This window comes from Pseudomonas sp. B8(2017), from assembly GCF_002113575.1.
GTDB lineage: Bacteria > Pseudomonadota > Gammaproteobacteria > Pseudomonadales > Pseudomonadaceae > Aquipseudomonas > Aquipseudomonas putida_Z.
Genome location: NZ_NEIO01000002.1, coordinates 448,201 through 464,034, shown reverse-complemented (window position 1 = coordinate 464,034; position 15,834 = coordinate 448,201). Strand labels below are relative to the sequence as shown.

Below are 15,834 nucleotides of genomic sequence, written 5' to 3'. Positions count from 1 at the left end.
TTTTAAGGCCCGTCTGGCGTTTTATCGGGGTCGTGCTATTTGTGGATATACGCGTGCGATCGCTCGGTCGTGCTGTAGACAAAAGGACTGTCACGTATGTCGATTCAGGCCAAGGTATCTCCCCTCGCTCAAAGTGTTACTTCTGCCGCCCCCATCGCAATCCCCGATAACGGAATCCTGACGCTTACTCAGAGCAGTAACATTGTTCTGGATATTGCTCCCGAAAGCGTGACGAGCTACACAAAAAGCGGGGCGGACCTGATCGTACAACTGAAGTCTGGCGAGAGCCTGCGCATTGCCAACTTCTATGTCGAGGGGCAGCCGGTAAGCCAGTTGTACCTGGTAGACCGGGACAAGCTGCTTGCCGTCGACCTGCCACCGGTCGCTGCCGATGGGCCGCTGGTGGCAGGTTATGTGCCCCAGGAAACTGCGGCCGGGTTCGAGTCGCTCACTGGCGCCGACGGCACCATTGCCGGGCTCAGCCCCGGCGCTGCATTGCTGGCTGGGGCTGCGATCATTGGCGGCGGCGTCGCGATCGCCAACAGCAACGATGGCGGTGGTGGTGGCGGCGGCGGTGACAGTGTGCCGCCTGACACCACGGCTCCGGCGCCCGCCAGCGGACTGCAGATTGCCCCGGATGGCAGCAGCATCAGCGGCACGGCCGAGCCGGGCGCCACCGTGGGCATCGACAGCAACGGCGACGGGCAAACCGACGTCAGCGTGGTGGTCGGCTCTGACGGCAAATTCCAGATTCCACTGAATCCGCCACTGACCAACGGTGAAACGGTTACCGTGGTGGTGACCGATCCGGCCGGCAATAGCAGCCCGCCCGCGACCGTGCAGGCCCCTGACTTCCCCGACGCGCCGCAAATCAACCCGAGCAACGGCTCCAGCCTCAGCGGTACCGCCGAGCCGGGCAGCACCGTGGTGCTCACCGACGGCAACGGCAACCCCATCGGCCAGACTACTGCCGACGGCAACGGTAACTGGTCGTACACACCCGATAGCCCACTGCCCGATGGCACGGTGGTCAAAGCAGTGGTAGTGGATGCCGCCGGTAACAGCGGCCCGCCCGCCAGCATCATCATCGACGGCGTGGCGCCAGCGGCACCCGTAATCAACCCGAGCAATGGTACCGAGCTCAGTGGTACCGCCGAGCCGAACAGCACCGTGACCCTCACCGATGGCAGCGGTAACCCGATCGGCCAGGTGACGGCCGATGGCAACGGCAACTGGAGCTATACCCCCGCGACCCCGCTGCCCGATGGTACCGTGGTCAACGCGGTGGCCCAGGACGCGGCTGGCAATACCAGCGGGCAGGGCAGCACCACCGTGGATAGCGTGGCGCCGGGCGCTCCCACCATCGACCTGAGCGACGGCAGCAGCCTCAGCGGTACCGCCGAGCCGAACAGCACCGTGACCCTCACCGATGGTAGCGGTAACCCGATCGGCCAGGTGACGGCCGATGGCAGTGGCAACTGGAGCTACACCCCCGCGACACCGCTGCCCGACGGTACCGTGATCAACGTGGTGGCCCAGGATGCAGCTGGCAACACCAGCGCTCCGACGAGCACGATAGTGGATGCGCAGGCCCCGGCCGCACCAGTGGTCAACCCCAGCAATGGCACCACGATCAGTGGCACCGCCGAACCGGGCAGCACCGTCACCCTGACCGATGGCAGCGGCAACCCGATCGGCCAGGTCACCGCCGACGGCAGTGGCAACTGGAGTTTCACACCGGGCAGCCCGTTACCCAACGGCACCGTGGTGAACGCCACCGCGACCGACCCGACCGGCAACACCAGCGCTCCATCAAGCACCACAGTGGACTCGGTGGCCCCGGCCGCGCCGGTGGTCCAGCCGAGCAACGGTAGCGAAATCAGCGGTACCGCCGAGCCGGGCAGCACCATCACCCTGACCGACGGCAGCGGCAACCCGATCGGCCAGACCACTGCCGACGGCAGCGGCAACTGGTCGTTCACCCCTGGCACACCGTTGCCGGATGGCTCCGTGGTCAATGCCACGGCGACCGACCCGGCCGGCAATACCAGCGGGCAGGGCAGCACCACCGTGGATGGCGTGGCCCCGGGCGTACCTACCATCAATCTCAGCAACGGCAGCATTCTTAGCGGCAGCGCCGAGCCAAACAGCACCGTGACCCTCACCGACGGCAGTGGTAATCCGATTGGCGAAGCCACCGCTGACGGCAGCGGTAACTGGACGTTCACCCCAGCCACGCCGTTGCCCGATGGCACCGTGGTCAATGCCACGGCGAGCGACCCGGCTGGCAACACCAGCCCGGCAGCGACGGTCACCGTCGATTCCAGCGCGCCGGCTGCACCGGTAATCAATCCGAGTAACGGCGCGACCATCGGCGGTACCGCTGAAGCAGGTGCCACCGTCACCCTGACCGATGGCAGCGGCAACCCGATCGGCCAGGTCACCGCCGACGGCAGTGGCAACTGGAGTTTCACACCGGGCAGCCCGTTACCCAACGGCACCGTGGTGAACGCCACCGCGACCGACCCGACCGGCAACACCAGCGCTCCATCGAGTACCACAGTGGACTCGGTGGCCCCGGCCGCGCCGGTGGTCGAGCCGAGCAACGGCAGCGAAATCAGCGGTACCGCCGAGCCGGGCAGCACCGTCACCCTGACCGATGGCAGCGGCAACCCCATCGGCCAAACCACCGCCGACGGCAACGGCGACTGGTCGTTCACGCCAGGCACACCGTTGCCGGATGGCTCCGTGGTCAATGCCACGGCGACCGATCCGGCCGGCAATACCAGCGGGCAGGGCAGCACCACGGTGGACGGTGTGGCCCCGGGTGTGCCCACCATCGACCTCAGCAACGGCAGCAGCCTCAGCGGCACCGCCGAGCCAAACAGCACCGTAACCCTCACCGACGGCAATGGTAATCCGATTGGCGAAGTCACCGCCGACGGCAGCGGCAGCTGGACGTTCACCCCAGCCACGCCGCTGCCCAATGGCACCGTGGTCAATGCCACGGCGAGCGACCCGGCCGGCAACACCAGCCCGGCAGCGACGGTCACCGTCGACTCCAGTGCGCCGGCTGCACCGGTGATCAATCCCACCAACGGCACGACCATCGGCGGTACCGCTGAAGCGGGTGCCACCGTCACCCTGACCGATGGCAGCGGCAACCCGATCGGCCAGGTCACCGCCGACGGCAGCGGCAACTGGAGCTTTACCCCCGGCACACCGCTGGCCAACGGTACCGTAATCATCGCCACGGCAACCGACCCGACCGGCAACACCGGTCCGCAGGCCGCCACCACGGTGGACTCGGTAGCCCCGGCCGCACCAGTGGTCGAACTGAGCAACGGCAGCGAAATCAGCGGCACCGCCGAGCCAGGCAGTACCATCACCCTGACCGATGGCAGCGGCAACCCGATCGGCCAGACCACTGCCGACGGCAGCGGCGACTGGAGCTTCACCCCCGGTACGCCGCTGGCCGACGGAACCGTGATCAACGCCACGGCGACCGACCCGGCCGGCAATACCAGCGTGCCGGCCAGCACCACCGTGGACGGCGTGGCCCCGGGCGTACCTACCATCAATCTCAGCAACGGCAGCATTCTTAGCGGCAGCGCCGAGCCAAACAGCACCGTGACCCTCACCGACGGCAGTGGTAATCCGATTGGCGAAGCCACCGCTGACGGCAGCGGTAACTGGACGTTCACCCCAGCCACGCCGTTGCCCGATGGCACCGTGGTCAATGCCACGGCGAGCGACCCGGCGGGCAACACCAGCCCGGCAGCGACGGTCACCGTCGATTCCAGCGCGCCGGCTGCACCGGTAATCAATCCCACCAACGGCGCGACCATCAACGGTACCGCTGAAGCGGGCGCCACCGTCACCCTGACCGACCTCGGCGGCAACCCGATCGCCCAGATCACCGCCGACGGCAGCGGCACCTGGAGCTTCACCCCCGGCTTGCCGCTGGCCAACGGTACCGTAATCATCGCCACGGCAACCGACCCGACCGGCAACACCGGTCCGCAGGCCGCCACCACAGTGGACTCGGTAGCCCCGGCCGCACCAGTCGTCGAGCCAAGCAACGGCAGCGAAATCAGCGGCACCGCCGAGCCGGGCAGCACCGTCATCCTGACCGATGGCAGCGGCAACCCCATCGGCCAAACCACCGCCGACGGCAACGGCGACTGGAGCTTCACCCCGACCACGCCGCTGGCCAATGGCACGGTGGTCAACGCCGTCGCCCAGGACCCAGCCGGCAACACTGGCCCGCAGGGCAGCACCACGGTGGATTCGATCGCACCCGCCGCGCCAGTGGTCAATCCGAGCAACGGCGCCGTGATCAACGGTACTGCCGAGCCGAACAGCACCGTGACTCTCACCGATGGCAATGGTAATCCGATTGGCGAAGTCACTGCCGACGGCAGCGGCAACTGGACGTTCACCCCGGGCACGCAACTGCCCAATGGTACCGTGGTCAACGCCACGGCGACCGATGCCGCCGGCAATACGGGTGCTCCAGGTAGCACCACCGTGGACTCGTCGCTGCCGTCGATTCCGCAGGTCGACCCGAGTAACGGCTCGGTGATCAGCGGTACTGCCGATGCCGGTAACACCATTATCCTCACCGATGGCAGCGGCAACCCGATCGGCCAGGTCACCGCCGACGGCACCGGTAACTGGTCGTTCACACCCGGCATTCCGTTGCCGGATGGCACCGTGGTCAACGCGGTGGCGCGCAACCCCGGTGGGACCGATAGTGCACCGGCGGTCATTACCGTGGACGGCGTGGCGCCGGCCGCTCCGGTGGTCGAGCCGAGCAATGGCACGGAAATCAGTGGTACTGCCGAAGCCGGCGCCACTGTCATCCTCACCGACGGCGGCGGCAACCCGATAGGTCAGACTACCGCCGACGGCAGCGGCAACTGGTCGTTCACGCCCGGCACGCCGCTGGCCAACGGCACGGTGATAAACGCCGTGGCCCAGGACCCGGCCGGCAACACCAGCGGGCCGGCCAGCGTCACCGTTGACGCCATCGCCCCGGCTGCACCAATCATCAACCCGAGCAACGGGGTGGTGATCAGTGGTACCGCCGAAGCCGGAGCCGAGGTGATCCTCACCGACGGCAGCGGCAACCCGATCGGCCAGACGACCGCCGATGGCAGTGGCAACTGGGCCTTCACGCCTTCGCCTGCGCTTGGCAACGGCACGGTGATCAACGCCGTGGCTCAGGACCCGTCCGGCAACACCAGCGGGCCGACCAGTGCCACCGTTGACGCCGTCGCGCCGGCCGCACCGGTCATCAACCCGAGCAACGGGGTGGTGATCAGTGGTACGGCTGAGGCCGGGGCCAAGGTGATCCTCACTGACGGCAGCGGCAACCCGATCGGCCAGACCACTGCCGACGGCAGCGGCAACTGGTCGTTCACGCCCGTTACGCCGCTGGTCAACGGCACGGTCATCAATGCCGTGGCCCAGGACGCCGCTGGCAACACCAGCACCCCACAAGTCAGCACCACGGTGGATGCGGTAGCTCCTGGCCAGCCGACGATCGAGCCGAGCAACGGTACCGAGATCAGTGGTACCGCTGAAGCCGGCGCCAGGGTGATCCTCACCGACGGCAGCGGCAACCCGATCGGCCAGACCGTCGCCGACGGCAGCGGCAACTGGTCGTTCACGCCCGGCACGCCGCTGGCCAACGGCACGGTGATCAACGCCGTGGCCCAGGACCCGGCCGGCAATACCAGCGGGCCGGCCAGCGTCACCGTTGACGCCATCGCCCCGGCCGCACCGATTATCAGCCCGAGCAACGGGGTGGTGATCAGTGGTACCGCCGAAGCCGGGACCAAGGTGATCCTCACCGACGGCAGCGGCAACCCGATCGGCGAGACGACCGCCGACGGCAGTGGCAACTGGACCTTCACGCCTGCGCCTGCGCTGGCCAACGGCACGGTGATCAACGCCGTGGCCCAGGACCCGGCCGGCAATACCAGCCTGCCGGGCAGCACCACGGTGGATTCAGTCGCACCTGGCCAGCCGACGATCGACCCGAGCAACGGGACCGTGATCACGGGTAGCGCTGAAGCCGGGGCGAAGGTGATCCTCACCGACGGCAACGGCAACCCGATCGGCGAGACGACCGCTGACGGCACTGGCAACTGGGCCTTCACGCCTGGTGCGCCGCTGGCCAACGGCACGGTGATCAACGCCGTGGCCCAGGACGCCGCCGGCAACACCAGCACCCCACAGGTCAGCACCACGGTGGATGCGGTAGCCCCCGGCCAGCCGACGATCGAGCCGAGCAACGGCACCGAGATCAGTGGTACCGCCGAAGCCGGGGCCAAGGTGATCCTCACCGACGGCAACGGCAACCCGATCGGTGAGACGACCGCCGACGGCAGTGGCAACTGGTCGTTCACGCCCGGCACGCCGCTGGCCAACGGCACGGTGATCAACGCCGTGGCCCAGGACCCGGCCGGCAATACCAGCGGGCCGAGCAGCGTCACCGTTGACGCCATCGCCCCGGCCGCGCCGACTATCGAGCCGAGCAATGGTGTGGTCCTCACGGGTACTGCTGAGCCCGGCGCCACCGTCATCCTCACCGATGGTGGCGGCAACCCGATCGGCGAGACGACCGCCGACGGCAGTGGCGACTGGAGTTTCACCCCAACCACGCCGCTGGCCAATGGCACGGTGGTCAACGCGGTGGCCGAGGACGCCGCCGGCAACAGCAGTGGCCCGGCCAGTACCACGGTCGACTCGGTGGCGCCGTCGGCACCGCTGTTGAGCATCAGTGCCGACGGTGCGCTGCTGACCGGTACCGCCGAGCCGAACAGCCAGGTACGCCTCGTGATCGACGGCGATACCGCCAACCCGATCACGGTGAATGTCGACGGCGCCGGTAACTTCAGCCTGCCGTTGGCGCCACCGCTGATCACCGGCGAGCTGATCAGCGGGGTTACCGCCGACGCTGCCGGTAACATCAGCGGCCCGGCGACGATCAACGCGCCGGACCTGGCGCCGCCGACCATCAGTGTGCCGGAAGCCTCCGACACCTGGATCAACGCTGCGGAAATCAGCGACGGCATCCAGGTCGACGTGACGATCCGCCCGACCATGCAGGTCGGCCAGGTGATCACCGTCGCCTTCGCCGGGCAGAACGGCTACGAGACGCAGGCAACGCACACCATCACCGCCAGCGATATCCTGGCCGGCAGCGTCACCGTGACCATTCCCCCTGGCGGTGGCATGGGGCCGTTCCCGGAGGGCGCCTCTACCGTCACCGCGGACATCAATGGCGGTACTGCTTCGACCCCGGTGCCGTTCACCGTCGACACCATCCCGCCTGCGACCCCGGTGCTGTCGCTGGTGGGCAGCATCCTGACCATCTCCACCGATCCGGGAACCGAACTTACGGTTGAAGTGGACATCGGCGGCGTCACCGCCACCGCCACGGTGACAGCCGACAACAGCGGGCTGGCTTCGCTGAACCTGCTCACCGACCTGGACATCGACCTTACCCTGGACCAGTTGCTCAACGCCCAGGTTTCGGTAACCGGCGAGGATCCGGCCGGCAACACGAGCAATGTGGCAACCATCGGCGTTGGCGGCAGCATCGAGCAGCCAGTGACCATCGGCAACTTCGGCGTCGATGTCAGCCTCAACCCGCTGAACCCGCGGTTCGGTTTCAGCGGCACCACCGAGCCGGACTCCAGCGTGGTGATCCGTGTCATCACCCCTGCGCTGAACGTCGAACTGCTGCCGATCCAGGCGGACAGCTCGGGCAACTTCTCGCTGAACCTGCTGAGCCCGACCGTCCTCACCCAGCTGGGGCTGAACATCACCGATATCCTCAACCTCGGTTCGCAGATCTCGTTCAACATCGTCGCCACCGACACCAACGGCAACGACAGCTCGGCCTACGGCATCACCCTGGCCCCCAACGGGCTGTCGCTGAATATCGGCCAGATCGACGTCAACGGCACCTCGGGGGACGATGTCATGTCCGGGGCGAGCGGCAGTTCGGAGCACATCAATGGAGGTGATGGCAACGACCTGATCTTCAACGTGGGGACCGGCGATCAGGTAGTGGCCGGCGACGGCAACGACGCCATCCAGATCACTGCGACCAACTTCACCAGCATCGACGGCGGCGCGGGCTTCGACACCCTGATCCTGGCCGATGGCATCGACCTTGACTACAACGCGGTCGGCGTCGGCACGCTCTCCAACATCGAGCGTATCGACCTCGGCAAGGGCGACTCGGGGAGCGTGCTGACCCTGACCGCGGCGGAGGTCGACGCCATCACCGATGCCAACAACGTGCTGCAGATTACCGGCGAGAGCAACGACACCCTCAACGTGGTGGGTGCCGTGAACACCGGGACCACGCAGCAGCTCAACGGCATTACCTACGATGTCTACAACTTTGGCAGCAGTACCCTGCTGATCGAGGACAACACGGTACAGGTCGTGGTCTGATGCGCGGCCTGTCCGTGCTCAAGGGACGGCGCCGTGGCGCGGGAGCCCTCTGGCTCCTGTGCCTGGGGCTGCCGTTGTCCGCCCCGGCCATCCCGCTCGACCAGGCGGTGCGGGCGGGGTTGGCGATCCACCCGCAGGTGCGTTCGGCGATGGCCGAGGCGGACCGTGCGGGCACCGAGGTTGAGATCGCCAAGGGCGGCTATTACCCCTCTGTCACCATGTCCGGAGGGCCGCAGGAGTTCGACGTTGGCGAGGTCGTCTACGACGTCACCGTCTCGCAGATGCTGTATGACTGGGGAAGGGTGACGAGCAAGGTCGACAGCGCCAGTGCCACCCGGCGCAAGCTGTCCGAGGCGGTGCTGGTGGCGCGCGACGATGCGGCGCTGGATATCGTCGAGACCTATCTCGATGTGCTTGCTTCGGAGCGCCGGGTGGAGACGGTGCGCCAGCACATCCAGCGCCTCGACGGCATCCGCGAGATGACCCAGGCGCGCGGCAGCGACGGTTACGCCGACCGCAGCGAACTGGACCGCGCCAACCTCGAACTGGCGCGTGCCCAGGAACAGCTGTCGCTGGAGAAGGGCAACCTGCAGGACGCGCGCAACCAGTACGCGATCCTGGTTGGCCAGGACCCCTCCGAGCTGGTGGAGCCCGAGCCGATGTCGCTGCAGCGCTACCTGGCTGCCAGCGACATGACGCGGGTGATCCGCGAGTCACCGTTGCAGCGCAAGGCGTTGGAGGACGCCAATGTCGCCGAGGCGCAAGTCCGCGAGGCCAAGGCTTCATTGCTGCCGCAGTTGAACCTGGAGGCCTCCGCGTTGCGCCGGGAGATCGGCGGTCGCCCGGAAAGCGACTCGGTGATGTCGCTGCGCTTTCGCATGGATACCTTCCAGGGGCTTTCCAACTTCCGCCGGCCGACCGCTGCGCAACAGCGTCTGGAGTCGGCGCAATGGACGGCCGATGCGATGCAACGTGACATCCGCCGGCAGTTGCAGACGCTGTTCGACAACGGTGACACGCTGCGCTGGCGGGAGCAGTCGCTGAGCCAGCAGGTGACGGAGTCGGAGCAGGTGGGCGAGCTGTACCGCGAGCAGTTCGAGGTCGGCCGGCGCGACGTGATCGACTTGCTCAATGTGCAGCGCGAACGCTTCGAGGCCGAGCGGCAATTGATCAATCTGCACATCGAGCGCAAGCGCATCGAGTACCGGGCGGCCGCGCAGGTCGGGCTGTTGGGGGCATTACTGGAGAATCGGTTGAATCATGGAAGTTGAACAAACCCCGGATAATGTCGTGACCCTGAACCACGACGACCCGCTGCGCCAGGGCCTGCTGCTGCTGTGCCGGCAACTGGGCCGGCCGCTGGGCGACGCCGAGCTGGTCGACGGCCTGGCGCTGGAGCACGGACGCCTGCCGCTGCGCCTGGTCGCCCGCGCCCTGCGCCGCGCCGACATCACTGCCAGGGTTGCGGAGCTGCCGTTGCGGCAGATGGACGCCTACCTGCTGCCGGCCCTGCTGTTGCTCGACGATGGCCGCAGCCTGCTGCTGGTTGGCATCGAGGGTGAGCAGTACGAGGTGCTGGTGCCGCAGAGCGACGGCGGCCGTGAGTGCATGGCGCTGCCCGTTCTGGAGGCGCTTTACAGCGGCACGGCGGTGTTCGCCAAGTGCCGCTACCACCCCGACGGGCGGGTGGGCGACTACGCCAGCGGCCTGCCGGAACACTGGTTCTTCGGGCCGCTCAAGCGGCTCTGGCGCTCTTATGCGGAAGTCACGGCGGCGGCCCTGGTGGCCAACGTCCTGGCCGTCGCCTCGGCGCTGTTCGCCATGCAGGTGTACGACCGCGTGGTACCCAACGCGGCCTTCGATACCCTATGGATACTCGCCAGCGGCGTGGCCCTGGCGATCATCGTCGACGGGGTATTGCGGATCCTTCGCGGGCACCTGCTGAACGTTCTCGGCAAGCGCCTGGACCTGCAGTTGTCGAGCCTGCTGTTCGCGCGTGTGCTGAGCACCCGGATCGCCGCCAAACCGGCGTCGATGGGCGCGTTCAGTACCCAGGTGCGTGAGTTCGAGTCGGTCCGCGAATTCTTCACTTCGTCCAGCGCCGCACTGATCAGCGACCTGCCGTTCGTGGTGATCTTCCTGTTGATCATTGCCGTGATCGGTGGCCATGTGGTCTGGGTGCCGCTGGTGGCCTGCGTGTTGATGCTGCTGCCGGGGCTGCTGACCCAGCGCCTGCTGGGGCACCTGTCGCGCCAGAACCTGCGCGAGGGGGCGATGAAGAACAGCGTGCTGCTGGAAGCCTTCGAACACCTGGAGACGGTCAAGGCCGCGCGTGCCGAAGGCCGCTGCCGCCAGCAGTGGGAGACGCTCACCGGGGAACTGGCCGGTACCGCAATGAAGACCCACGCCCTGGCCTCGACCCTCAGCTATTCGGCGAGCATCGTCCAGCAGCTGTGCTATGTCGGGGTGGTGGTGTTCGGCGTCTACCGGATAAGCGACGGCGCGATGACCGTCGGTGCCCTGGTGGCCTGTTCGATCCTGGCCTCGCGGGCCATCGCACCGCTGTCCCAGGCTGCCGCCATTCTTGGCCGCTGGCAGCACACCAAGGTGGCGCTGGAGGGCCTCGACCAGCTGATGTCCGCCGAGCAGGAGCGGCCCGCCGGCAAGCGCTTCGTGCACCGCGACCGGCTCCACGGGCATTACCGCCTGGAGGCGCTGCGCCTGGCCCACGGCGACAGCCCACCGGTGGTCGACGTGCAGGCGCTGAACATCCAGGCCGGTGAGCGGGTGGCGCTGCTCGGCGGCAACGGCGCCGGCAAGTCGACCCTGCTGCGGCTGCTCAGCGGCCTGCTCGACGCGCAATCCGGCCGGCTGTTGCTGGACGATATCGCCCTGAGCCAGCTCGACCCGGCCGACCGCCAGCGCGGCATCGGCTACTTGCCGCAGGACGTGGCGCTGTTCCACGGCAGCCTGCGGGAAAACCTCAACCTGGCCAACGCCGCGCTGGGCGACGAGGAATTGCTGGAAGCCCTCGATGGCGTGGGGCTGGGCACTTTCGTACGCGCCCACCCGTTGGGGCTGGACATGCCGATCCAGGGCAACGCCAGTCTCTCCGGTGGCCAGCGCCAGGCGGTGGGGTTGGCCCGGGTGCTGCTGCAGGACCCGCCGATCCTGCTGCTCGACGAGCCGACCGCGGCCTTCGACCAGAACAGCGAGAAGCAGGTCATCGACTACCTGCAGAAATGGCTGGGCCGCCGTACCCTGATCATCACCACCCACAAGAAAAGCGTCTTGGCGCTGGTGGACCGTGCGGTGGTGCTGCGCAACGGCCAGGTGATCATGGACGGCCCGCTGAACCAGGTGGTGCTGGGCAACCAGGTGCAGGCGCCACAGGTCGCCGAAGGAGCCGGCCATGGCAGCTGAAAAAAGTTCTGTAGTGCTGCGCCGGCAACTGGCCGACCCGTTGCTGGCGACCACTCACCCGGTCTATCGCCCGCTGCTCTGGACCCTGCTCGGCAGCGTCTTGCTGTTCGTCGCCTGGGCCGCCTGGGCAGAGCTCGATGAAGTGACGCGCGGCGATGGGCGGGTGGTGCCGTTCAGCCGTATCCAGAAGATCCAGAGCCTGGAAGGGGGCATTCTCGACCGTCTGCTGGTGCAGGAGGGCGACCTGGTGGAGGTCGGCCAGCCGCTCCTGCGCCTGGACGAGACGCGCTTTCTCACCAATTTCCAGGAGTCGGCCAACCAGGCCGGGGTGCTGCGCGCGGCCATCGCCCGGCTGGACGCCGAAGTGCTGGGCAAGGCGGCCATCGAGTTCCCGCCGGACATCGACCCGCAAGGGCCGTTGGCACGTTCCGAGCGCGAGCTGTTCAAGTCGCGGCGGGACAAGCTGCTCGAAGGCAGCCAGGCGATCCAGAGGCAGATCAGCCTGGCCCAGAGCCAGCTCGACCTGGTCCGCCCGCTGGTGGCCAAGCGTGCGGTGAGCCAGATGGAGGCGCTGCGGCTGAGCCAGGACATCGCTACCCTCAACGGCAAGCTGACCGAGCTGAAGAGCAGCTACTTCCAGGATGCCTATACCGAACGCTCACAGCGCAAGGCCGACCTCAGTGCCCTGGAGCCGATTGTCCAGCAGCGCCAGGACCAGCTGCGCCGTACCGGGATCGTTTCGCCGGTGCGTGGGCGAGTCAACACCGTGCTGATCAACACCCGTGGCGGGGTGATCCAGCCCGGCGAGGCGATCATGGAAGTGATCCCGGTGGAGGACCGCCTGCTCGTCGAGGCCAGGATCAAGCCGCGCGACGTGGCCTTCCTGGTGCCGGGCATGCCGGCCAAGGTGAAGATCACCGCCTACGACTTCAGCATCTATGGCGACCTCAAGGGCACTCTGGAGCAGATCAGCGCCGACACCATCGAGGAGGACACGCCCCATGGCAAGGAGTCGTTCTACCAGGTGCTGATCCGCACTGACGGCAGCCAGCTCAAGCGCGGCGAGGAGGTGTTGCCGATCATCCCCGGCATGGTTGCCGAGGTGGATATCCTCAGCGGCAAGCGCAGCGTGCTCAATTACTTGCTGCGCCCGCTGATCAAGGCCCGTCTGTACTGAACTGGGGTGTCAGGCCATCAGTACGGATGCCAGCAGCTTGATTGCCGATGTGCGGTGATGGCCGGCACTGTAGGCCAGCACTATGTCGCGGCAGTACCTGGGTTCTTCGCTCAGAATCCGGGCGTTCGGCGATTGCTCCAGCAATGACGGCCATTGCGGTACCAAGGAAACACCTTGCCCCAGCGACACCAACAGGCTGATGGCCTCGAGCGCATCCAGGTCGCAAGCCACGCTGGGCGCGAGGCCCAGATCGTCCAGATAACGCTGGGTTATCAGGCCGCCCCAGGAGTCCACGGCATATCGGATATAGGGCCCGGTGGCCAGCATTGCCTGCGCTTCAGCCCGGGAGGCCGCGGCAGGTGCCAACAAGCACAGCGGTTCGCTGCGCAACGTGAGCGTTCTCAACGATTTTGCTGTCTTGAAGGGTGGCGCCACCAGAATTGCCGCATCCAGTTCCTGATTGATCAGCTTGTCATGAAGCAGTTTCGAGTCACCGGGCGTGATGGTGAGTTTGAGGTCGGGCGCGGAGGATGACAAATGCTCCAGTGCTGCCGGTACAAGGCCGGTGAGGGCGGTTGATATGGCGCCAATGCGCAGTTCCCCGGTCAGCGTATCGGCGTTCAGGTCGTTCCTGAGCTGATTGGCATGCTCGACGATGCAACGTATCCGTGGAATCAATGCCAGCAGCTTTTCTGTCGGCCTTATCGCGTGTGCCTCTCTATTGAAGAGAGTGCAGCCCAAGTGTTTCTCCAGGTTTCGAATGCGCAAACTTATTGCGGCGGCTGAAACATTTGCTTTCTTTGCCGCACCCGCAATGGAGCCGCATTCAACAACAGATATGAGGCTTTCCAGATTTTGAATGTCCATAAGTAATGCTTATGCTCAGACCAAGTGTCAATTGGTGTACATGAATGCCGGGCGGTGTGAGGATAGTGGCTCCGTTCGAGGAGTACCATCATGTTGACACCCTTTCATGTTGCTTATCATGTCAAAGATCTGGATGAAGCAAGAAAATTCTATAAAGAGGTTCTTGGCTGTGTCGAGGGGCGTAGCACTGATACGTGGGTAGACTTCGAGTTCTTTGGTCACCAGATATCTCTGCATGTGGGCAAGCCCTTTGAAACCAGCCGCACTGGCAAGGTCGGCCCGCACCTTGTACTGATGCCTCATATCGGGGTGATATTGCCTCTGGATCGCTGGCAAGCCTTGGCTGAACGCCTTGAATTTCTGGGCGTGCAGTTCGAAATTCCACCGGTTGTACGTTTCGAGGGTGAGCCTGGCGAGCAGAGGACAATGTTTTTCCTGGATCCAAGTGGTAACCCGATCGAAATCAAGGGGTTCAAGAATTTGAATGCAGTCTTTGCTTTCTAGTGTATTATAAAAACAGAGATCAGTCCTGTGAGAATAAAAATAAATTTAATCACGCAAATTGCAATTGGTCTGGCTGTCGGTATATGCGTTGGCGTGTTGTTGAATCATTTTCCCGATTACAAGGGGGGGTGGATCGAGCAAGTGCTACAGCCGGCGGGCGACGCGTTTATAAAACTGATGAAAATGATCATCGTGCCGCTGGTGTTTTCCTGCATGGTGGTAGGCATAGCCGGCTCTGGCAAACGCGCCTTGGGGCGGGTGGGAACAAAGAGTCTTGTCTATTTCTTTGTCGTGACCGGGGTCGCAATCATTTTCGGCCTGCTGGTCGGTAACGTGCTCCAGCCAGGCGCCGGTGCGGGCTTCGTCGTTTCATCGGCGAGTGAAGCAGTGCCACCGGTGCAAAATGGTTCGGCAGGGCTCGGCAAGGTATTGTTGGGCATCATTCCTGACAATGTAGTGGCCGCAATGGCAGAGGCGAAGCTGTTGTCGGTACTGTTCTTCGCCATCTTGTTCGGGGTGGCACTGTCTACGCTGGATGAACCCAGGAGGCAGCCTTTGGTTGCCGTGCTGCAGACGGTAGTGGATACCATGTTCAAGGTCACTCATATGGTCATGGCCTACTCACCGATCGGCATCTTTGCGCTGATAGCTGTCACGGTGTCGACCTTCGGGATTGATTCACTGATGCCGCTGGCAAAACTGATAGCCATTACTTATGTGGCGGTACTGTTCTTCGCGATTGCCGTGCTGGGCCTTGTTGCCAGGGCTGTTGGCGAGAACATCTTCGAGATCATCAAGGCCTTCAAGGATGAACTGATACTGGCCTTCAGCAGCGCGAGTTCCGCCACCGTCATGCCGCAATTGATGGCCAAGACCGAAGCTCGGGGTGTGCCGCGAGCGATCACGTCGCTGGTGATCCCGTTGGGTTATTCATTCAATCTGGATGGCGCGTCGCTGTTTGCGGGCCTGGGTACGCTGTTTATCGCGCAGGCCTACAATATTGAACTGGCCCTGGCCGACCAGGTCATGCTGGTATTCATCATGGTATTGACGTCCAAAGGCGCTGCCGGAGTGCCCGGGTTCATGTTTGTGATTCTGACTGCAACCCTGACAGCGGCAGGTTTGCCATTGGAAGGCGTGGCCCTGATTGCAGGGGTATATCGATTGATGGACATGCCCGTTACGGCACTGAACGTACTCGGCAATGCCCTGGCGCCGATCGTGGTCGCCAAATGGGAAAGCCGCGCTGGAACATTACCGGCTGATGTGGTGGTTACGGAGCAATCATCTCGATAGCAGAGGGGAGGCTCGTTCAGCCAGGCGTTTGGAACGGGAATTGCTGCATCCCTGAAAACCTGCCCATTTGGGGATACGGCCATGTTTCC

The 15,834-nt window shown here is 65.2% G+C and carries 7 protein-coding genes; 6 read left to right on the top strand and 1 reads right to left on the bottom strand.

Annotated elements, in window-relative coordinates; all coding sequences use genetic code 11:
• Window positions 1-96: 96 nt before the first annotated feature.
• The 4 genes from CAG22_RS05550 to CAG22_RS05535 are packed head-to-tail and all read left to right on the top strand — an operon-like array spanning window position 97 to window position 13,078.
• Complete coding sequence (locus CAG22_RS05550; protein WP_085704823.1) at window positions 97-8,478, top strand: Ig-like domain-containing protein; 8,382 nt, start codon at window positions 97-99, stop codon at window positions 8,476-8,478.
• Entirely contained in the window at window positions 8,478-9,749 is a 1,272-nt protein-coding gene (locus CAG22_RS05545; protein ID WP_025338979.1) for a TolC family protein, read from the top strand. The genes CAG22_RS05550 and CAG22_RS05545 overlap by 1 nt, the downstream gene beginning before the upstream one ends.
• Window positions 9,739-11,901, top strand: a complete 2,163-nt coding sequence (locus tag CAG22_RS05540; protein WP_085704821.1) for a type I secretion system permease/ATPase — start codon at window positions 9,739-9,741, stop codon at window positions 11,899-11,901. The genes CAG22_RS05545 and CAG22_RS05540 overlap by 11 nt, the downstream gene beginning before the upstream one ends.
• Window positions 11,891-13,078 carry an HlyD family efflux transporter periplasmic adaptor subunit gene (locus CAG22_RS05535; RefSeq protein WP_085704819.1) on the top strand — a complete coding sequence of 396 codons (1,188 nt, stop codon included), beginning with the start codon at window positions 11,891-11,893 and terminating at the stop codon, window positions 13,076-13,078. Before CAG22_RS05540 ends, CAG22_RS05535 begins: the two co-directional genes overlap by 11 nt.
• A 9-nt stretch (window positions 13,079-13,087) precedes the next feature.
• Here CAG22_RS05535 and CAG22_RS05530 read toward each other — a convergent pair whose 3' ends face one another.
• Complete coding sequence (locus CAG22_RS05530; protein ID WP_075045131.1) at window positions 13,088-13,945, bottom strand: LysR family transcriptional regulator; 858 nt, start codon at window positions 13,943-13,945, stop codon at window positions 13,088-13,090.
• A gap of 90 nt (window positions 13,946-14,035) precedes the next feature.
• On the opposite strand from CAG22_RS05530, the gene CAG22_RS05525 reads away from it, so the two are divergent.
• Complete coding sequence (locus CAG22_RS05525; protein WP_085704817.1) at window positions 14,036-14,449, top strand: VOC family protein; 414 nt, start codon at window positions 14,036-14,038, stop codon at window positions 14,447-14,449.
• Between the two features lie 27 nt (window positions 14,450-14,476).
• The gene (locus tag CAG22_RS05520; protein ID WP_085704816.1) at window positions 14,477-15,745 is read left to right on the top strand and encodes a cation:dicarboxylate symporter family transporter; all 1,269 of its coding nucleotides are present in this window, start codon (window positions 14,477-14,479) and stop codon (window positions 15,743-15,745) included.
• Window positions 15,746-15,834 lie beyond the last annotated feature (89 nt).